14 protein-coding genes are annotated in these 18,863 nt (G+C 71.9%); 5 read left to right on the top strand and 9 right to left on the bottom strand.

All coding sequences use genetic code 11. The annotated features are described in order from the left end of the window. Positions 1-68: 68 nt before the first annotated feature. Together rsgA and ACPPVX_RS20535 are read left to right on the top strand one after the other, a co-directional pair. Entirely contained in the window at positions 69-1,136 is a 1,068-nt protein-coding gene (gene rsgA, locus ACPPVX_RS20540) for a ribosome small subunit-dependent GTPase A (protein ID WP_426572446.1), read from the top strand. A gap of 228 nt (positions 1,137-1,364) precedes the next feature. Continuing rightward, positions 1,365-1,604 carry a helix-turn-helix domain-containing protein gene (locus ACPPVX_RS20535; protein ID WP_426572445.1) on the top strand — a complete coding sequence of 80 codons (240 nt, stop codon included), beginning with the start codon at positions 1,365-1,367 and terminating at the stop codon, positions 1,602-1,604. A 42-nt stretch (positions 1,605-1,646) separates the two neighbouring features. On the opposite strand, the gene ACPPVX_RS20530 is transcribed toward ACPPVX_RS20535, so the two are convergent. The 5 genes from ACPPVX_RS20530 to ACPPVX_RS20510 form a co-directional block, all read right to left on the bottom strand. Then, on the bottom strand, positions 1,647-2,537 hold the full coding sequence (locus tag ACPPVX_RS20530) for a hypothetical protein (RefSeq protein ID WP_426572444.1): 891 nt from the start codon (positions 2,535-2,537) through the stop codon (positions 1,647-1,649). 212 nt (positions 2,538-2,749) lie between these two features. Further along, positions 2,750-3,967, bottom strand: coding sequence for a hypothetical protein (locus ACPPVX_RS20525; protein WP_426572443.1), 1,218 nt, complete (start codon positions 3,965-3,967; stop codon positions 2,750-2,752). Next, entirely contained in the window at positions 3,964-5,031 is a 1,068-nt protein-coding gene (locus ACPPVX_RS20520) for a WxL protein peptidoglycan domain-containing protein (protein ID WP_426572442.1), read from the bottom strand. The genes ACPPVX_RS20525 and ACPPVX_RS20520 overlap by 4 nt, the downstream gene beginning before the upstream one ends. Before the next feature lie 129 nt (positions 5,032-5,160). Then, positions 5,161-7,395 (bottom strand): WxL domain-containing protein, encoded by a 2,235-nt coding sequence (locus ACPPVX_RS20515; RefSeq protein ID WP_426572441.1) that lies wholly within the window; start codon positions 7,393-7,395, stop codon positions 5,161-5,163. A 127-nt stretch (positions 7,396-7,522) separates the two neighbouring features. Beyond that, positions 7,523-9,217 (bottom strand): hypothetical protein, encoded by a 1,695-nt coding sequence (locus ACPPVX_RS20510; RefSeq protein WP_426572440.1) that lies wholly within the window; start codon positions 9,215-9,217, stop codon positions 7,523-7,525. A gap of 338 nt (positions 9,218-9,555) precedes the next feature. Between ACPPVX_RS20510 and ACPPVX_RS20505 the strand changes: the two genes are divergently transcribed. Continuing rightward, positions 9,556-11,235 (top strand): class I adenylate-forming enzyme family protein, encoded by a 1,680-nt coding sequence (locus ACPPVX_RS20505; RefSeq protein ID WP_426572439.1) that lies wholly within the window; start codon positions 9,556-9,558, stop codon positions 11,233-11,235. A gap of 6 nt (positions 11,236-11,241) precedes the next feature. On the opposite strand, the gene ACPPVX_RS20500 is transcribed toward ACPPVX_RS20505, so the two are convergent. After that, on the bottom strand, positions 11,242-12,714 hold the full coding sequence (locus ACPPVX_RS20500) for an MFS transporter (RefSeq protein WP_426572438.1): 1,473 nt from the start codon (positions 12,712-12,714) through the stop codon (positions 11,242-11,244). 211 nt (positions 12,715-12,925) lie between these two features. Here ACPPVX_RS20500 and ACPPVX_RS20495 point away from each other — a divergent pair, with 211 nt between their 5' ends. Next, entirely contained in the window at positions 12,926-13,303 is a 378-nt protein-coding gene (locus ACPPVX_RS20495; RefSeq protein ID WP_426572437.1) for a TraR/DksA family transcriptional regulator, read from the top strand. A gap of 1 nt (position 13,304) precedes the next feature. Beyond that, entirely contained in the window at positions 13,305-13,775 is a 471-nt protein-coding gene (locus tag ACPPVX_RS20490; RefSeq protein WP_426572436.1) for a hypothetical protein, read from the top strand. A 51-nt stretch (positions 13,776-13,826) separates the two neighbouring features. Here the strand turns inward: ACPPVX_RS20490 and ACPPVX_RS20485 are convergent, their stop codons facing one another. The 3 genes from ACPPVX_RS20485 to ACPPVX_RS20475 all read right to left on the bottom strand — a co-directional run bounded on the left by ACPPVX_RS20485 (position 13,827) and on the right by ACPPVX_RS20475 (position 18,838). Next, on the bottom strand, positions 13,827-15,068 hold the full coding sequence (locus ACPPVX_RS20485) for a hypothetical protein (RefSeq protein ID WP_426572435.1): 1,242 nt from the start codon (positions 15,066-15,068) through the stop codon (positions 13,827-13,829). 87 nt (positions 15,069-15,155) lie between these two features. Then, positions 15,156-15,443: a hypothetical protein gene (locus tag ACPPVX_RS20480; RefSeq protein WP_426572434.1), complete on the bottom strand. Its 288-nt coding sequence runs from the start codon at positions 15,441-15,443 to the stop codon at positions 15,156-15,158. Between the two features lie 272 nt (positions 15,444-15,715). Continuing rightward, on the bottom strand, positions 15,716-18,838 hold the full coding sequence (locus ACPPVX_RS20475; protein WP_426572433.1) for a DEAD/DEAH box helicase: 3,123 nt from the start codon (positions 18,836-18,838) through the stop codon (positions 15,716-15,718). Between the last annotated feature and the right edge of the window lie 25 nt (positions 18,839-18,863).

Below are 18,863 nucleotides of genomic sequence, written 5' to 3'. Positions count from 1 at the left end.
AGCGAGCGCGGCTTGTCACCGTGCTCTGCTCGCACCGCAGCCGCGGTGCCCGTTCCCAAGGATCTGGCTTGACCGAACTCCTCGCTCGCTACGGCTGGGACGACCGCTGGTCGTCTCGCTTCGACGAGTACCTCACCACCTCTGCCGCCGCCGAGGTCGACGGCCCCGTCCCCGGGCGGGTCATCCGCCACGACGGCGCCGGCCTCATGGTCGCCCTGGAGTCCGGGCCGGTGCGCGCCATGTTCGGCCCGCCCATCACCCCGCGCCCGGTCGTGGGCGACTGGGTGGTGCTCGACCGCACCAGCACCCCCGTGGCCACCCTCCCCAGGGACTCGCTGCTGCGCCGCCGCGCCGCCGGCACCAGCGAGAAGGAGCAGGCCATGGCGGCCAACGTCGACCTGGTGCTCGTGGTGTGCGGCCTCGACCGGCCCGTCCGCGGCGGTCGCATCCAGCGCACCATCACCATCGCCCTCGACGCCGGGGCGGAGTCGCTCGTGGTGCTCACCAAGGCCGACAAGGTGGGCCCGGAGGTGGCGGCCGAGGCGGAGATGATCGCCCACGAGGTCGACGCCGCCCTGGAGGTCGTCACCCTGTCGGCCAAGGGCGGCTGGGGCATCGACGACCTGCTCGATCGCGTCGGCCAGCGGACGGTGGCGCTGATCGGCGAGTCGGGCGCCGGCAAGAGCACCCTCGTCAACGCGCTGATGGAGGGCGAGGTGGCCGCCGAGGGCGACGTCCGCGAGGGTGACTCGAAGGGCCGCCACACCACCACCCACCGCGAGCTGCACCTGCTCGACGGCGGCGGGGTGCTGGTCGACACGCCGGGCATCCGTGAGGTCGGCATCTGGACCGACACCGACGCCGTCGCCGAATCGTTCCCCGACATCGAGGAGCTGGCCGAGCGGTGCCGGTTCCGCGACTGCGCCCACCAGAAGGAGCCCGGCTGCGCCGTTCGCGCCGCGGTGGCGGCCGGGACGCTCGCACCCGAGCGGCTCGAGGCGTGGCGGGCGCTCGACGCCGAGGCGGCCTCGGCCGAGCTGCGCGCCGACGTCGTCGAGCACCGGCGCCGCAACCGCCAGTTCGGCCGCATCGCCCGTGAGGCGCAGCAGCTGAAGGACGATCGCCGGAACCGCTAGCGGCGCCCCGGAAGCATCGGGCCTCCGATCGCTTGCGGGTGCGAGCGATCACCGACCGGTGGCTCGCCGGATGCTGTTGGGTGATATCAGTGTCACCCACACAGGTTAAATTGTTGGCAGATTGCCGACAGCAACATCGCAGAACGTGCTAGGAAAGGCACGCTGCGCGGTGGGTGTTGTGGGGAGCGAGGGGCGTTCCCACCAGGACCGGGCACGACAGGGGCGAGGGTGCGCGACGACGAGTCCTCCGGTCCGGCCTTGCGGCCGCAACCGCTGACGCCAACCGAACGAGCAGTGTGCGACAAGGTCGCGGACGGGCTCACCAACCGCCAGATCGCGGATGCGCTGTTCGTCACCGTGAAGGCGGTGGAGTTCCACATCCACAACTCCTTCCTCAAGGTCGGCGTGAACAACCGCACGCAGCTGGCGATCGCCCACCTCAGCACCCGGGCCGTGCCCGAGGCCTGAGCCCGTACCGCTGGAGGCACCGCCGACCGCGGTGCCCGCTCGTCAGTCGGCCGACCCCACCAGCTCAGACCGGCGCGGGTCGGCGTCATCGGCGGTGTCGGTGCCGGCCGCCGCTCCGGCACCGGCGTCCCGCGGCAGCCGGGCCACCACCCGGCCGGCGAGGCTGCGCGCGTCGACCCCCGCGGCCCGAGTGCCCTCGAGCCGGGCGACCGCCGCCGCGGCCACCGCAGGGGCGATGCTCGATGCCTCCGACGATCGCTGGACCCGCGTGCGCAGGGCGTTGCGGCCGGCGAGCAGCAGCACCTCGAGCAGGATCAGGCCAGGAACGATCAGCACCATCCAGGGGAACGACGAGGTCTCGGCGCCGAAGCGCTGGGAGCCCTGCGGCGCCACCAGGCGCGCCGCCACCTCGAAGTCGCCGTGGGCGAACGGGCCGAGGTCGACCGGCACCTCGTAGGAGCGGGACTCCCCCGGCTCGAGGCTGCCGGTCGGCGGCGCCCGCAGGACCTGGTTCGGATCACCCTGCGGTCCCGCACTCAGGCCGACCGCCATGTCGTCGGCGAGGGTGCCGCCGTCGTTCGTCAGCGTGTAGTGGAACGTGCGGGTCGGGCTGGCGCCGAACCAGGTGGTCCACGTGCTGTCGCCGGTGAGCTCCACGTCGGACACCACCACGTGGGCGTCGGGCGCGGAGGTGGTGCCGGGCGCCTGCCCGATGGGCTCGGCGGTCACGTCCATGTCGGTGATCTCGATGGGAGTGGTGATCGAGGAGTCGTCGATGTTGCTGCGGACCCGCACGGTGCACGGGCACGGTGCGGGCGGACGGGCCACGTGGAGCGGCCCAGAGAACGAGCCGCTGGCGTCGACCTCGATGTCGACCGCCGTGGCATCGTCGCAGCCCAGCGCCGAGGAGACGTGCGACCCGCACACCTCCATCAGTACCAGCTCCCCTGGAGGGAAATCGTGGCCGGAGACGGTGACCCATCCGCCGATGGAGACGGTGCCGGTGCTCAGCGCAACCTTGGCCCCATCCTCCCAGGTCCTCGTCCCGGCCGACGCGCCGGCGCTGGCGGCCCCCCGGCCTACCAGCGCCGACGCGATCATGAGGGCGACGGCAGTCCGTGCCGCCGTCCCGCGAGTTCTCACGGTCAGCCTCTCTCGGCCGGTGCGGCCGGTGGAGGCGGAAGGGAGGAGAGGTGCTCGCGCAGCGCGCGGGCGGCGTCGGCCTTGCCCGGCGCACCCAGCTGCTCGGCCAGCTCCTGCTGGAGCCCCGCCGCCAGCGAGGCCTCGTCGGTGGCGCCCAGCTGGTAGCGGGCCGCCATGGCGGCAGCCACGGCCGGACCCACCCGCGTCGCCGTCGCCGCAGGGCTCTCCCCCGCTGATCGAGCGGACACCAGCTCGCCCTGGAGCACGTCGGCCAGCTCCCGCTCGAGGGCATCGGGGTCGTAGCCGCCGGGTGGCGGCGGGGGCGGACCGACGGGGGGCTCGGAGCGGCGCGACCGGGTCAGGCGGGTGAACAGCAGGACCACCAAGACGATGGCGACCACCGTGACGAGCAGGGCCAGCAACCACGGGAAGGTGGACAGGGTGGCCGAGTCGTCGATGGTCCGGCCGCCGGTGCCGGCGCTGACCACCGCCGTGTAGGAGCCGGCGCTGAGCGCTGCGGTGTGGATCGGGAACGCCAGCGTGCGCTTCTGGCCGGGCTGGAGGCCCCGCACCTTGTGAATGCCGACCACCCGGCTGGGGTCGTCACCCCGCCCGTAGGTGAGGGTGACGGGCAGCTCGACGATCGGGATGGTGCCGACGTTGCGGATCGTGGTGACGACGGTGCGGGTGTCGGGAAGGCCGAACCGGGAGCCGAGCGACGGGCTGTCGCTCACGTGCGTGCCGGTGACGGTGAACTCCGGCACCTTCGACACCGACTTCTTGGGGGTGGCGGTGGGCGCCCCGGTGACCTCGTAGGGAAGGTCGATGGGGTGCTGGCCGTCGAACGTGGCGATCGACACCACGCACGGGCACGGCGCGGGCGGGACACCTATGACCAGCGTGGCCGCGAAGCTGCCGTTCTTGTCGGCCGCCTTGGTGACGGCGTTGGACCGGAGGCAGTCGACCGATCCGTTGAGGTGGAGGTTGCCGCACAGCTGCACCTGGACGATGGTCTGGCCGGGCCAGTCCTTGCCGATGACCTCGACCGTGTCGCCCGTCGTGCCGATGCCGTTGGACAGCGTGGCAGTGGGCGTCGGCGCGCGCTCGGGAGTGCCGGTACGCCCAGGGGCGGCCGAGGCGACCGTCGCCGAAGCCCCCAGCAGCGCGAGGAGGAGCAGGCCGGCGACGACCGATCGGATTGCGGTGAGCGATCGGCTCACGCGTTGACCGGCTCCGCCTGGCGGGCGACCTCGCCGGCGGGCGGGCCCGAAGGGTGGGTGCGGCGGTCGCGCCGACGGCGGCGACGGCGCACGAGCAGCACCACCGCCGCGGCCAGCAGCATGCCGAGCAGCAGCAGGAGCGGCCAGGGCACGATCCAGGCCACGGACTCGGCGCTGGCGTGGGCGTCGCCGTCGGCGGCCGCCACCTTCACCGTGACCGGACCGATCACAGGCAGGCCCTTCCACGAGTCGCGGAACACGACCGAGTTGCCCGGAAGGAGGCCGTGGACCACGTGCACGGGGAGCCTGGGGTCGGGCCCGCCGAGGCCTCCGGAGACGGTGGCGTGGACCTTGGGCGAGATGGTGGCGTTGCCGGTGTTGGTGACCTTGTACGAGACCGTGCCCGACTTCGACCCGCCGACGCCGAGCGGCGGCGCGTGGGTGGTGATCTTGGTGTCGCTGATGCCGACCTTCTCGGAGACGGGACCGGCCACCCGCACGTACAGGCGGATGCCGAGGACCCGCATGATGTCGAGCTTCACGCCGGAGCTCTGGGTCTGCCCCTCGGGGTTCACGTCCATGGCGGCGATGGCACCGGCGTGATCGCCGGGGCCGGCGTCGTCGGGCACCTTGATCTCGAACGGGATGACCACACGGCGCCCGGGCTGGACCGTGTAGGCGTCGGTCGCCAGCGTGACCCACTTGGAGACGCCCTTCTTGGCGTCGGTGGCGCTGCGGATGGCGAACTGACCGCCGTTCGGGGTGTTGTAGGCGTCGGCGGAGTAGATCGCGAACGAGATCGGCGCCGTGGTGGTGTTGGCGATGGCGACCGAGTCGCGCAGGGCCTGACCCGGCTGGAGGTCGAGGATGTACCAGTTGCGCCCCGGGCCGCTCTGCGACGAGGTGGGAGCGAAGCTCCAGGGGCCGGGCGACGGGCTGGCGGCTTGATCGCCGCCTCCGCCTGCGTCTTGGGCGGCGCTCGTGCCGGGCAGAAGGCCGGCGACGAGGATGGCGAGGAGAGCGGCGATGACGCCGAACCGGGGGGACCTCGACTTGGAACTCATGATGCTCCTGGGTGGGTGACGGGGTGAACGTTTGTCGGTGGCGAACGGCGGGTGACGGATGGTCGAGCGAACGGCAACGGCTCCGGGGTCCGAAGACCCCGGAGCCGGAGCAGTGGTTGCCCAGGTCGCCTAGACGGCGGTGAGGGTCAAGGTGGCCTGGTAGAGGCCGGCGTTCGTGGAAGGCGGCACCGACATGGTCAGTGCACCGTCAACCGTGAACTTGCCGCCGCCATGGGTCGGTGCAGCGCTGCACAGACCGAGGGCGGTGGAGGTGCTGAGGACACCAGCAGCTCCTGCCGTGACGGCGGCGGTCCCTCCAGCCGTGTTGCCGTCGGTGACGGCGCAGGCAGGAGTGAGGTGGACCGAGCTGGCCGGCAGGACCTCGTTGACGCCGCCGGCTCCGGTGACCAGGTCGGTCATCGTGGCGGAGACGTCCCAGCCAGCGCCGGCGCCACGGGCGTCGGTGATGCTGATCTGGTTGATGTTGCCGTTGACCGTCTGCGTCGAGCCATCGAGCTTCATGCCGTAGCAGGTGGTCTTGTTGGCCTCGGTGCAGGCGTTGCCGGTCGTGGTGCTGTTGAGCACCACGAACGGGGTCAGCTGCGACCAGGTGAAGTCACCAGGCTGGATGTTGAGGTACAGGCTCTGGTTGAGCGTGCACCCGGCCAGCGGCGAACCGCTCCCGCAGCTCTGGGCGTTCTGGTTGATCGAGAACGGAGCCACAGCGGCGAGCGAGCCCGGGTTCAGCGGCGACGGCGGCTGCGGGTACGCAGGGTTGCCGTCGGCCAGCGCGATGAGCGCCGTGCCGGCGGGCGTGGTGACCGTGCCGGTCAGTGCGCCCGAGCCGTTGATGACCACGTTCACCGGTGCGGCCAACGGGTTGCCCGTACCGTCGGCGGCGACCACGACCGTGGTCGCACCCGAACCGGGGTTCCAGTTGGTGCCGGTGACGTTGACCGCGCCGTTCGCCGGGCCGGAGCCAGCCGAGAGCGCGATCGTGGGCGTGCCCAGGATCAGGAGCGAAGCCCGGTGATCAGACTCCGAGCCGGCGGTCACCGTGAGGCGCCGGTTGGCGCCCTGGGTGGCCGAAGCGTCCACCGTGGCGGCACCGGTCAGCTGACCGGAGCCGTCGATGGATGCCGAGACGCCGCTCAGCCCGGAGGCATCGCAGTTGGTTCCGGCGCTGTCGCACAGCTGGACCGTGGGGGTCCCGCCGGGCGTCCAGTTGCCACCACCGAAGTTGATGGTGTTGCCGGAACGAGCCGCGGTCGTCACGAACTGGGCCGGAGCCCCACCGATGCCGGTGATGCTCGTGACGGTCGCCGTCGGGATCGGCAGCGCCGTGACGTCGATGGCACCGAAGCCGCCGGCACCGGTCGCCGTGTCCGGCGCGGTGAACGGCAGGTCGTAGGCCGTCGTCGGCGGCGTCCCGGAGGTCGTCGCGGTCCACGAGCCGCCCATGCACACGAGGCTCGGGGTGATGCCCGGGCCGAGGGAAGCCTTGATCTCGGTCTGGTGGGCCGACGGGTTGATGATGCCGCCGCCGAAGCCGATGCCGGTGTTGCCGTTGCCCAGGGGCACCGGGTCGCCGGTCGTGCTCGAGTTGCCGAGGATCTGGAACTTCGCCTGGTACGGAGCGGTGATGCCCGGATCAGCCGTGAAGGAGCCCGCCTGCGTTCCGATCACCAACGGGATGTCCGAGGTGAGGAACTGCCAGATGCGGACCGGATCCGAGCCCGTGGCCGTGGCGGCCAGGCTGAGCTGAGCGGTGCTGCCGGTCTGCGAGACGATCGTGGCGGCGGTGGTGAAGCCGTCGCCGCTGTCGTACACGTTGGCGCCCACATCGGCGGCCGTGAAGGTGCCGGTGATCTGGGTGCTGCCGCTGGTGAAGCCCACCGTGCGCACGTCGCCCGGCTGAGGCAGCGGGATGTCCGTGGTGTCGGTGATCGTCACCGGGCTGCCGGTCGCGCCGTAGAGCGGAGCGATCGTCACCTGGTCGTTCAGGATGGTGATGGCCTGCGGGCCGATCAGGGCGTACGCGCCGTTCAGGAACGAGGCCGAGACCTCCGCGGTCGCCTTGAAGCTCACGCCGAAGGTGTCACCCGGGTAGATCGCCGACGTGTTGCCGCCCGAGAGCGGGCTGGTGATCGTCGAGTCGATCTTGTAGTCGAGCGAGAACTTCGTCGGCTGGAACGTGTTGTTGCACGCGGTGTGGACGATGTCGCTCTGGGTGACCGGCGGATTGCCCGGATTGGGGTTCGTCACGGCCCCGGATGGAGACGACACAAGGGTCGCCGTCGCCACCGCGAATGCGGCGACGCCGGCGAGCCTTGCTCGTCGAGTTCGTGTTGCTGACTTGGACATTGCACTCCTCTGTTGGTGCGATCCGCGGCGAACGCCGGCGGGGGGAACTCCAAGGCCACGAGGGCCAGGCGTCAGATCGAGCCCTCCTCCATCTCGGGTGGCATCGGGCCACGGGTGGTTGGAGACATCAGGCGGTCCTCGCTCGCGGGGGGCGAGGCGGAGCGACCGCGGACCAGAGCAGGTACCCGACCTGGATCATCAGGAGGCCGGCGAGCAGCTCGACCACGAGGCTGTGACCGTCGACACCGGTGCGAGCCAGGGTCCCGCCGTCCGATCCGCTCCCGGAGGAGCCCGCCGCCGTCCCACCGGAGCTGGGTGGATCGGCGGCGGGCGCAGTGGTGGTCGTGGTCGCGATGGGGGGACCGGCGACGACGCTCACCACGAACGCCTGGGTGTTGGCGTCGGGCTCGCACACCAGGGTGACCTTCAGCGCATCGTTCAGGGTGACGACCAGGGTCGTCTTGCCCATCCGGAACTCGGCGTTGCCGCCGGTCGCCTGGAACCGGACGTCACCGGGCTTGAAGGTGATGGTCAGCGGCTGCGTCACCCCGCCGACCGTGACGATCGGCCCGATCACCACGTGCAGCGGCTTGCCGTTCGCCAGGGCGGGAGCCGTGTTCTTGCCGGCGACCCCGGTGGTGACCAGGGCGTCGACCGAGTCGGTGCCGGCGACCCCGCTCACGAGCGACAGGAGGTCGCCCGGGATGGTCACCTTCCACTCCTGGTCCACGACGTCGAGCACGTCACCGGACCGGATGTTGGTGCTGGTGGTCCCCGCGACGTTGAACGTGATGGCGTACTTGTCCGAGGTGATGTCGTTGCTGCACTGGCTCGGGTAGTCGGACGCGCCGCTCACCTCGGTCTGCGAGGGCGGCGGGTTCGTGGTGGTCGTCTCGGTCGGAGCGGTGGTCGACGTGGTGGGGTCGGCCGTCGTGGAGGTGGTGGGGTCAGCCGTCGTCGACGTGGTGGGGTCAGCCGTCGTCGACGTGGTGGCGTCGGCCGTCGTCGACGTGGTGCCACCCGTGGTGGTGGAGGTGGTGCCGCCCGACGTCGTCGACGTCGTCCCGCCACCGGTGGTCGAGGTGGTCCCACCACCGGTCGTCGAGGTGGTCGCGCTCGAGATCGTCACGTTGCCGAACCCGACCGGCGCGATGAGCGGCGGCACGTAGTCGGCACCCGACTTGGTCCACGAGCCGCCCATGCAGACGAGGAACGGCTTGATGACGCCGCCCGCCAGGCTGGCCTGCGCGTAGGTCCGGGCCCCGGTGGTGGTGAGGATCACGTTGCTGGCCGTGCCCGACCACCCGTACTCGGTGACCCCCGCCGGCTTCGTGTCGGTGGGCGCCCACGAGTTGCCTTGGATCCCGAACTTCGCCGTGCCCGACGTCGCCGTGAACGTGCCGGTGACCGTGCCGATCGGGATGGTCACCCCGTTCGCCACCGGGATGGCGGCCGGAGCCGGGATGGTGAAGGTTGCCGCCATGTTCGCCTGCACCGCGGCTCCGGTCGCCCCCGCGAGCGGTCCGATCGTGACCTTGTTCTTGGTGATCGGGACCTCGACCGATCCGAGGATGTTGTAGAGGCCGTTCAAGAAGTCAGCCGACACCACCATCGACACCTGGAAGTCGACGGTGAACGTCGAGCCAGCGGCCACCGGGTTGGCCGACGGCGTCGAGACGACCTTGTAGGTCAGCGGGAACTTGGTCGGCTGGAACGTGTTGTTGCACGCCGCCACCACGTCGGTGGAGACCGATGCGCCCGCCGCCGGGGCCGATGCCGGCGAGGCCATCACGTACAGCGCCGACGACGTGACCACCGCCATCAGGGCGACGGCGATCCTTGCTCCGCCGCGCGTCGTGCGCCGGCGTACCCGTGCCTGTGGTCCCACCCGTATGCCCCCATGCGTCGGTGATGGAGGACACCGCCCCTGCTGATGCCTCCGCCCAGAGTGTGAGCGTTTGCGCGCAAGAGAGCACTTGGGAAAACCCTAGCTTCTGCCTTGTGACGAGTGTCACAAGCCGGTAAAGGGTGTCAAAGGGGCCGAGAAGTTCTTCGGACGTTAGAACAGGTTTCACTTTTCCCGTCGCGACCTGGTCCTCACCGCCTGGTCGGGCCGACACCACTTGACCCGCCGGTCAGGGTGCGGTTGGCTCCTCCCCTGTGACCCTCAGCTACGAAGAAGCCGTCGCCCAGATCACCGCTCCCGGGGAGCGGTACGAGACCACCGAGATCGACGTGGGCGGGGTCACCTACACGGCGTTCAAGGGCGCGCCGGGCACGCTGAAGGACCTGTTCGACCTCACCCGCCTCTACGGCGACACCGAGTACCTGGTCTACGAGGACGAGCGGTACACCTACGCCGAGGTGTACGCCCGGGCCGACGGCATCGCGGCCGCCCTCGTCAACGACTACGGCGTGGTCAAGGGCGACCGCGTCGCCATCGCCATGCGCAACTACCCCGAGTGGATCTTCACCTACCTCGGGGCGATCTCGATCGGCGCGGTCATCGTGTCGATGAACGCCTGGTGGACACCCGACGAGATGGCCTACGGCCTCGAGGACTCGGGCGCCAAGGTGCTGGTGGCCGACGTCGAGCGGGTCGAGCGCAGCAGGGACGCGGCCGCGGCGCTCGGCATCCGCACCATCGGCGTGCGCCTGCCCGCCGGCGACGTGCCCGACTCGGTCGAGCGCTGGGAGGACGTCGTGGTGGTGGGCGCCGAGCGGCCCGACGTGGCCATCGACCCCGACGACGACGCCACCATCCTCTACACCTCGGGCACCACCGGGAACCCCAAGGGCGCGGTCTCCACCCACCGGGCGGTCATCCAGGCGCTCATGGGGTTCGGCTGCAAGTCGTCGATCGACTCGCTGCGCCGGCCCGAGGAGGCCGCCGGACGCACCGGCGCCCCCGTGTTCATCCTCATCGTCCCGCTCTTCCACGTGACCGGCAACGTGCCGGTGTTCCTGGGCTCGCTCATCTCGGGCCTCAAGCTCGTGGTGATGCACAAGTGGGATGCCGGCCGCGCCCTCCAGCTCATCGAGCGCGAGCGGGTCACCAACTTCATCGGGGTGCCCACCCAGAGCTGGGACCTGCTCGAGCACCCCGACTTCGAGAAGTACGACACGTCCACGCTCACGTCGGTCGGTGGTGGCGGCGCACCGGCCCCGCCGCAGCTGGTCGGCCGGGTGGGCTCGTCGTTCAAGACCGCCAAGCCCAACATCGGCTACGGCATGACCGAGACCAACGCCTACGGCCCCGGCAACAGCGGCATCGACTACGAGAGCCGCCCCACCAGCACCGGCCGGTCCACCCCGATCCTCGAGGTCGAGATCCGGGACCCGGAGCTCCACGCCGTGCCCGCCGGCGAGCTGGGCGAGATCTGGATGAAGGGCCCCAACGTCATCCGCGGCTACTGGAACAAGCCCGAGGCCACCGCCGAGACCATCGTCGACGGCTGGCTGCGCACCGGCGACCTCGGCCGCATGGACGCCGAGGGCTTCGTGTACATCGAGGACCGGGCCAAGGACATGATCCTGCGAGGCGGCGAGAACGTCTACAGCGCCGAGGTCGAGGCGGCCATCTACGAGCACCCCGCCGTGTACGAGGCGGCGGTCTTCGGCCTCCCCCACGAGCGCCTCGGCGAGGAGGTGGCGGTGGCCATCGTCCCCCGCGACGGCCAGGCCATCGACACCGACGAGCTGCGCACCTTCCTCGCCGAGCGCATCGCCCCGTTCAAGATCCCCACGCAGGTGTTCCTCTTCGACGAGGCCCTCCCCCGCAACCCCGCCGGCAAGATCCTCAAGCGCCAGCTGCGCGACGACCTCACCGCGCAGGCGTAGGCGCGGTCAGGTGGCCTGGGCGGGGACGCGCTTGGGCATGCGGCCGGACGCGAGGAGACCGCCGAGGGCACCGGCCAGGGCGAGGGCGAACACCCACGTCACGGTGTGATCGACCGCCCACCCCCGGCCGTCGCCGAGCGAGATGATCCCCCCGCCGACGCCGACCCCGAGGGCGATGCCCACCGCGTCGGCCAGCTGGATGGCCGCGCTGGCGCTGCCCTCCTCGCCGGGCTTCGCCGACGCCAGCACCGTGACGGCCTGCGGGGCGTAGGCGATGCCGATCCCGAAGCCCGAGATCGCCCACGCGACGACCGCGAGCGCCACCGGCAGGCCGAGCGCCACGCCCAGCATGGTGCCGACCCCGGCGGCCAGGGCCGTGAACCCGATCCGGTCGAGCGCGCGAGGGCCGATCCGGTCGATGAGGTGGGCCTGGATCCACGACGCTGCCGTCCAGGTGAGCGCGCTGACGGTGAGCGCCGCCCCCGCGATCCAGCTCGAGCCGCCACGGCCGTCGACCACCGCGAGCGGGACGTAGGCATCGGCGGCGAAGAAGCCGAACGTGAGCAGCCCCCGCACGGCGACGGTGGCCGGCACCCCGCGCTCCAGGCGGAGGGTGCCGTGGGGCAGCAGGTGGACGAGGGCGTTGACCGCCAGCGGGACGCCGACGAGGAACAAGACGACGGCCACCACCACCGGCACCCCGCTGGCCGCCACGAACGCAGCACCGATCCCCAGGACCAGCAGCACGACCTGCCGGAGGCGGAGGTTCTCGGCCGTCCGGCGAGCGGCATGGGCGTCGTCGTCGAGGTCGGCTCCCACCGGCGCACCCATGGCGGCCAGCACCGGGACGGTCATGATCCCGGCCACGATGACGAGCGGCACCAGGATCAGGAACACGAACCGCCACGACAGCGCGTGCTCCACGAGGAGCGCGGCTGACGGGCCCACCAGGCCCGGCACCACCCAGGCCGTCGACATCACCGCGAACATCTTCGGGCGCAGCGGCGACGGGATGCCGCGCCCGATGGCGGCGTACCCGATGGCCGGGATGGCGCCGGCGCCGAAGCCCTGGAGGATCCGTCCGGCGACGAGCATGGGCATGCTGGCGGCACCGCCGCCCACCACGAGCCCGACGGAGAACAGGCCGAGCCCGACCGTGTACGGCAGCACCAGACCACGGGTGTCGGCGAGCTGACCGGCGACCACGATGCCCAGGAGGCTGGCGAGGAAGAAGCCGCTGAACACCCAGCCGTAGAGGCCCAGACCGCCGAGGTCGTCCTTGACGTCGGGCATGATCGCCGCGATCGCCATGGCCTCGAACGCCACCAAGGTGACGGTGAGGACGAGCCCGATGACCAGCTGGCGCCGGTGCGGGGCGAACAGCCCGCCCTCGACCGCATCGGCCTCCGCCGCGGCCTCGGCCGACGCCGCGGGCCCGACCTCGGACGCAGGCGTGGGGAGGACGGGCTCGATGGTCATGACCCGTCGAGCTTAGGGAGGCGGCCGGGCCGCCCGACAGAGAGAGGTCAGGCGACCACCGTGAGCAGGACCCCGCGCCGGGGCGTCCGCCGCTCGTGCCGCCGACCCCTCCGCCATGGCTCGCCCGGGCCGGATTTCCCGCCCCAGGATGCGCGAAAGCAGGGCACGACACGGTATGTTGCCCGCTCCCCCCGTCGAGAGAGGCTTCCCGATGACGTCTTCGCTGACCGTCGCCAAACACCGCGCCAACCTGCACAAGCTCCGTGAGGAGACCGAGGCCGGCATCGTCACGCTGCAAGCCAGCTACAACGAGCTCGACCCCGAGGAAGCAGCCAGCGACGTGGGCGCCGGCGAGGACGAGGGCGGCTCCGAGGGAGACCTCACCCGCTTCGAGCGCGACCGCATCCGGGCCCGCATCGCCGAGGAGAAGCTGTTCCTCGAGGTGATCGACGCCGCCGAAGAGCGGACCCAGCACCGCGACTGGAAGAACTGCACCAAGTGCGGCAACCCGATCGGCGACGACCGGCTCGACGCCCTGCCCGCCACCGAGCTGTGCGTCACCTGCAAGGCCAACCGCGGCAACTGGTGACATGAGCGGCCACGCCGATCGGGCGCTCCCGGCCCGGCGGGCCTATGTGGTCGACACCGAGCAGCTGGCGGCTGTGGTCGTCGAGATCGACGCCACCGAAGACCCCCAGGGCCTTGCGGTCCTGCAGGCCGGGCTGCACGAGGTGCCCGAGGGCAGCACGCTGATCCACGGCTACAACGTCACCACCGCCGGGCTCGGCGCGTGGATCGGCGATCGCCGCGTGCGCGTCAGCATCTGGCCGGCCCTGATCGATGCGGCCGGCGAGATCTCCGCCGACGATCCCACCGACCCCGACGCCGACGTGCTGGTGGTCGACATCGATCCCCTGGAGTTCGGCGCCGAGCTGGAGCACCTCGTCCGCCTGGGCCGCCTCATCGTCGCCGGGCCCGAGAGCGGCCCGGTGCCGCTCGTGGTCGACCTCGACCAGGAACTGCTGCGCGAGGTCGTCGACCAGGCCTCCGACCGCTCGTAGCCCTCGCCTGCCTGCCCCCGCCGCACGCGGGGCCACCCGAGGCCGCAGCGTTCAGGTGCCGCCGTGCACGTGGTCGCACAGGCGGGTCTCGCCCGCTTTGATCTGGCCGGCACCGATGCCCTCGAGGGCGGCGAACGGACCGCACGGGTTCTTGGTGATCCAGACGTGGAGCATGGGCACCGGGGTGAACGCCTGCAGGTCGCCCGGGCAGTCGCCCCCCGAAGGGCGCAGCCCGGCCACCACGGGAGCCGTGGGGTCGTTGCTGAAGCAGAGGTTGTCGTGGATGTGCCACTGGGTGAGCGCACCACCGACGTCGGGCACATCGTCGAGCGTGGTGCCTTCGCGCAGCATGAACATGGCCGACACCAGCGTGCGCGACCCGTTGGGCCCCGGCACGTAGACCAGCGACTCCGGGTGGTCCGGGTCGAGCACGTGATCGTCGTCGATCGTGTCCCACTTGATGAAGTGCTCGTGGCCCGTGTAGGCGTCGCCGATGCTGTGGTAGCCCTCGGCCTCGGCCACCCGGTAGTCGGCGAAGTGCGGGAGCCGGATCAAGGTGATGGCGACCAGGTTCTCGGCTCGGGCCTGCTCCTCGGGGGTGACGCCCGGGACGCCCGACAGGTCGATCGGCTGGGTGGGGTCATACACCTTGGTGGGCAGCACGGTGGCGGTGTGCGTGTGCGCGGCGCCCGACGCGTCGACCGCGCCGCCGGCGTGCGTGTGGCCCGCGGCGACCTCGCCGGTGCCGTGGGTGTGGCCGCCGGCATGGCTGTGCGAGCCCGCCGCCACCATCCCCGTCAGGGCGACCACCGTCATGCCCGCGCCCAGCACCCCGAGCAGCGTCCGCCGGGGCGGCACCGCCTCGGAACGGTCGGCGGCCATCGTGCGCACCAGGAGCCCCCGCAGCGCCACCACGACGGCGACGACCGCCAGCGTCGCCGCCACGCCATCGGCGAACTGCACGCCCTCGGCGACCTCGAGCCCGTCGACGAACGAGATGCCGGAGGTCTTCGCCAGGATCCAGCCGCCGAACGCACCCCCGTTGATCACGACGCCGGCCACGGCGAGGACGCGGCCGCTGCGGACCAGCGCCACCGCCCCCCAGCCGATCTGGAGCAGGGCGAGGGCCGCGAACGCGATCACCGCCTGGCGGTGCTCGCTGTGCACCCCGATCGCCGCGGCGTGGATGGCCCCGGCTCCCATCGAGGCGATGGCCCCGATCGCCAGTGGCGAGTAGCCCGCGGCCCGCCGGCCGGATCGGTCGTGATCGACGTCGACAACGGTCGCACTCATGAGAAGCCCCTGCCGCTCGTGGACCGGCCCACCCTACGGCGCCCGACGCTCGGCTGACGGGCGGCCGGGATGCCTGCTGGCCTGCGGTCAGCCGTGGGAGCTGCGGTCGGGCTGCTCGAGCAGGCCGGCCACGTCGGCCAGCGCCCCGGCGAGCATCGAGGCGCGCACCAGCACGCGGGCGATCTCGTGCTCGGCCTGCTGCCCCTGGCCGTGCAGCGGTGGGTCGCCCAGCGAGCGCACGATCATCGTGGGGTCGGTGGCGACGTAGATCGGCCGCGGGTCGGGCAGCTGCGGCACCGGACGCCAGAGGTCGGTGGGCTTGAGCTTGTTCCCCTGGCGGCGCCGCCCGCCCTTGCGCCGGCTGTTGCCACTCACTTCGTTCGCCTCCGCCCCATCGAGGGGCCGTCGTCGGGAGCACACGCCTCGCGGCGGCGGGGCTGGCGTGCTGCTGTGCTCATCGGTTCGCTCGCACGCTCGCTCACTTCGTTCGCCTCCGCCCCATCGAGGGGCCGTCGTCGGGAGCACACGCCTCGCGGCGGCGGGGCTGGAGTGCTGCTGTGCTCATCGGTTCGCTCGCACGCTCGCTCACTTCGTTCGCCTCCGCCCCATCGAGGGGCCGTCGTTCGCTGCACTTCGTTCGAGCTCGATCATTCGTCGTCCTCCGTGAGGAGCGTGTCGTCTCGGAGGCCGAGCGCCACGCGGAGCTGGTTGGCATCGAGGTCGGCCAGCGAGCTCGAGCCGGGCAGGATGAGGTCGGCGATGTGGCGCTTGCCGGCCACCACCTCCTCGACCCGCTCGTCGACGGTGCCGGGGCACACCAAGCGGTGCGACACGACCGTGCGGGTCTGGCCGATGCGCCAGGCGCGGTCTCGGGCCTGGTCCTCGACCGCAGGGTTCCACCACCGGTCGTAGAGCACGACGTGGTTGGCGGCGGTGAGGTTGAGCCCGGTGCCGCCCGCCTTGAGCGAGAGCACCAGGGCGCCGGCCCCCTCCGCGGCCTGGAACTCGGCGATCATCTTGTCTCGAGCCCCTCGGGCGAGGCCGCCGTGGTAGCAGGAGATCGACTTGCCGGTGACCTCGGTGAGGTGGTCGGCCATCTTCTTCCCCCACTCGGCGAAGTGGGTGAAGATCAGCACCTTCTCGTCGCCGGCGAACACCTGCTCGACGATCTCCTCGAGGCGGGTGAGCTTGCCCGACCGGCCGGCGAGCGGCTTGTCGTCGGCCTGGTACGCCGCCGGGTGGTTGCAGATCTGCTTGAGGGCGGTGATGGCGGCGAGGATGGCGCCCTGCTTGGGCTCGCCCCCGCCCACCTGGGTGGCGTCGGCCACGAGTCCGTCGAGCACGGCCTGGTAGAGGCCGATCTGCTCGGGGGTCATCATGCAGTGGTCGAGCTCGTCGATGCGATCGGGGAGCTCGGCGGCCACCTCGGGCTCGCTCTTGGTGCGGCGGAACACGAGGATGCCGTTGAGGGCCCGCAGGGCGGCTTCGCCCTCGCCCTGCATCTGGGCGATGAACCCGGCCCGGGCGCCGACGAGGCCGGGGTTGGTGAAGTCGAGGATGGCCCAGAGGTCGCCCAGGCCGTTCTCGATGGGTGTGCCGGTGAGGGCGACGCGGGTGCGGGCGTCGAGGCGGCGCAGCTGCTGGGCCGTCTCCGACGTGTGGTTCTTGACGGCCTGCGCCTCGTCGAGCACGACCTGCGACCAGGACCGGTCGGCGAGCGCATCCATGTCTCGGACCGCGGTGCCGTAGGTGGTGATGACGACGTCGGCGTCTCGGAACGCCCGGTCGAAGCCGCTGGCCGGGGCGCGGTTGGCGCCGTGGTGGACGACGACGCGCACGTCGGGCGTGAACTTGGCCGCCTCGGCCGCCCAGTTGCCGACGACGGCGGGCGGCGCGATGACCAGGGCGGTGCCGTCGCCGGTGGTGCGGGCGAGGTGGGCGAGCATCGTGGGCGTCTTGCCGAGGCCCATGTCGAGCGCCAGGCAACCGCCGAGCTCGACGGTGTGGAGGAACCCGAGCCAGGCGAGCGCCTCGGCCTGGTAGCTGCGCAGCTCGCCCACGAAGCCCTCGGGCCGGGTGATGGGATCGGTGGAGATGTGCGATGCCTTCTCGAACAGCTCCGACGCCCACCCGTCGCCGGCCACCGTGACCCCGCCGGCGAGGTGGTTGCCCTCGAGGCCCACCGAGTGCCGCAGGATCTCGGCGCCGGTCATCTTCGTCTTGTCCTGGCGCTCGGCGAGTGCCGCGGCGGCCTCCTTGAGGTCGACGGCATCGAGCTCGACCCACTTGCCGTGCGAGCGGACCAGGGGCCGGGCCTCGGCGGCGAGGCGGGCGATGTCTTCGGCCGTGAGCTCGACGTCGTCGAACAGCACCGACCAGCTGACGTTGGCCAGCTGGTGGGCCCCGACGACCGAGTCGCCGCCCAGGGACTCCGCGAACAGGCGCAGCGAGGGCGACGGCTTCTTCCGCGACAGCGCCGGGACGCGCAGCTCGAAGCCGGCGGCCTCGAGCAGCGGACCGGTCACGGTCATCAGCTCCCAGGCCTCGTCCTGGCTCAGGTACACCTGGCCGCGGCGCAGGGCGCCGGGCCGCAGGAGGGCCGGGAACACCCGCTCGACGCGGTTGAGCTCGTCGGCCAGCGGCTTGGTGGCCTTCCCGTCGGCCAGCGCCTGCTCGATGGGGAGCAGCGTGCCCTCGGCCCCCGGGCCCAGCACCGACAGGAACCAGGCGTTGCCGGAGTCGGGGGGATCGAGCGTGACGACGAGCTTGACCCGGGCGGTGCCGGTGAGCGGCTTGGCCCACCGGTCGATGCGCTTGGACACCTCGGCGCCGGCGGCCACCGGCGCCTCGAACGTGGAGCCGTCGAGGCGGGTGACGAAGGCCTCGGCGACCGCGGACGTGGTGCGCACGACGGGCGGCGGGGCCGGGAACTCGAGCATGCCGGCGGCCTGGCGGACGATGGTCTCGACGACGGCGCCCTGCACCGCGAGCGTGACGTTGCGCGGGTCGCCGTGGGCGATGGCGGTGACGGGCCCGGGCATGGCGGCGGCCATGGCGGCGATGACCGAATCCTCGACGAGCGCAGGGACCCACTTGACCGCCAGGTCCATGGCCCGGCCTTCGGGCTGCTTGGCCCCGGGCAGGGTGGGGACCACCGCACCGCGCGCCACCAGCCGGACGGCGGCGACGGCCACCCGACCGAGCCACGCCACGCTGGCGCCGACGCCTTCGCGGCCCAGGCCACCGCCGACGGCCACGAGCCAGCCGAGGGCCTCGCCGATCGGGATGGACAGCGCCGCCGCGCGGGTGCCGCCCGGGAGCGCCACCGCAGGGTGCACGCTCCAGCCGACGGCCGGGCCGCCGATGGCCTCGAGGCGATCGGAGAGCTCGTCGGCCGTGGCCGGCACCGTGCCGGGGCCAGCGGCCCACACCACGATCAGGCCCGAGGCCCACGAAGCCTGGAGGCGGACCTCGCCGGCGGGATCGGCTGCGGCGATGGCGGCGATGGGATCGTCGGTCTTCGAGAGCAGGTCGTAGGCGGCCTCGAGCTGGGCCAGCTCGGCCTCGAAGTCGGCGACCACCTGGGTGCGCTCCGGGCCGGGCAGCAGGCGGACCGCTTCGAGGCGGTCCTCGATGTCCTCGAGCAGGTCCTCGACGACGTCGCGCCAGCGGACCGGATCGGTCTCGAGCAGGTGCAGTTGTTCTGGGGTGGCGCTGCCGTCGGCCGCCGCCCACGCGGCGTCTTCGAGCGCTTGCAAGGTGTCAGACATGGAAGACCGGGCGCTCCCTGCGCCT

It is taken from the genome of Aquihabitans sp. McL0605 (assembly GCF_049993875.1).
In the GTDB taxonomy this organism is placed as follows: domain Bacteria; phylum Actinomycetota; class Acidimicrobiia; order Acidimicrobiales; family Iamiaceae; genus Aquihabitans.
The sequence above is the reverse complement of the archived record's forward strand: the minus strand, read 5'-3'. Positions and strand labels throughout refer to the sequence as shown.

Coding starts and splice junctions, on each gene's coding strand:
- ACPPVX_RS20485 (WP_426572435.1), bottom strand. CDS start 15,068: ATGAGTGCGACCGTTGTCGACGTCGATCACGACCGATCCGGCCGGCGG.
- ACPPVX_RS20530 (WP_426572444.1), bottom strand. CDS start 2,537: ATGGAGGTGTGCGGGTCGCACGTCTCCTCGGCGCTGGGCTGCGACGAT.
- ACPPVX_RS20520 (WP_426572442.1), bottom strand. CDS start 5,031: ATGAGTTCCAAGTCGAGGTCCCCCCGGTTCGGCGTCATCGCCGCTCTC.
- ACPPVX_RS20510 (WP_426572440.1), bottom strand. CDS start 9,217: ATGGCGGTGGTCACGTCGTCGGCGCTGTACGTGATGGCCTCGCCGGCA.
- ACPPVX_RS20475 (WP_426572433.1), bottom strand. CDS start 18,838: ATGTCTGACACCTTGCAAGCGCTCGAAGACGCCGCGTGGGCGGCGGCC.
- ACPPVX_RS20490 (WP_426572436.1), top strand. CDS start 13,305: ATGAGCGGCCACGCCGATCGGGCGCTCCCGGCCCGGCGGGCCTATGTG.
- ACPPVX_RS20495 (WP_426572437.1), top strand. CDS start 12,926: ATGACGTCTTCGCTGACCGTCGCCAAACACCGCGCCAACCTGCACAAG.
- ACPPVX_RS20515 (WP_426572441.1), bottom strand. CDS start 7,395: ATGTCCAAGTCAGCAACACGAACTCGACGAGCAAGGCTCGCCGGCGTC.
- ACPPVX_RS20500 (WP_426572438.1), bottom strand. CDS start 12,714: ATGACCATCGAGCCCGTCCTCCCCACGCCTGCGTCCGAGGTCGGGCCC.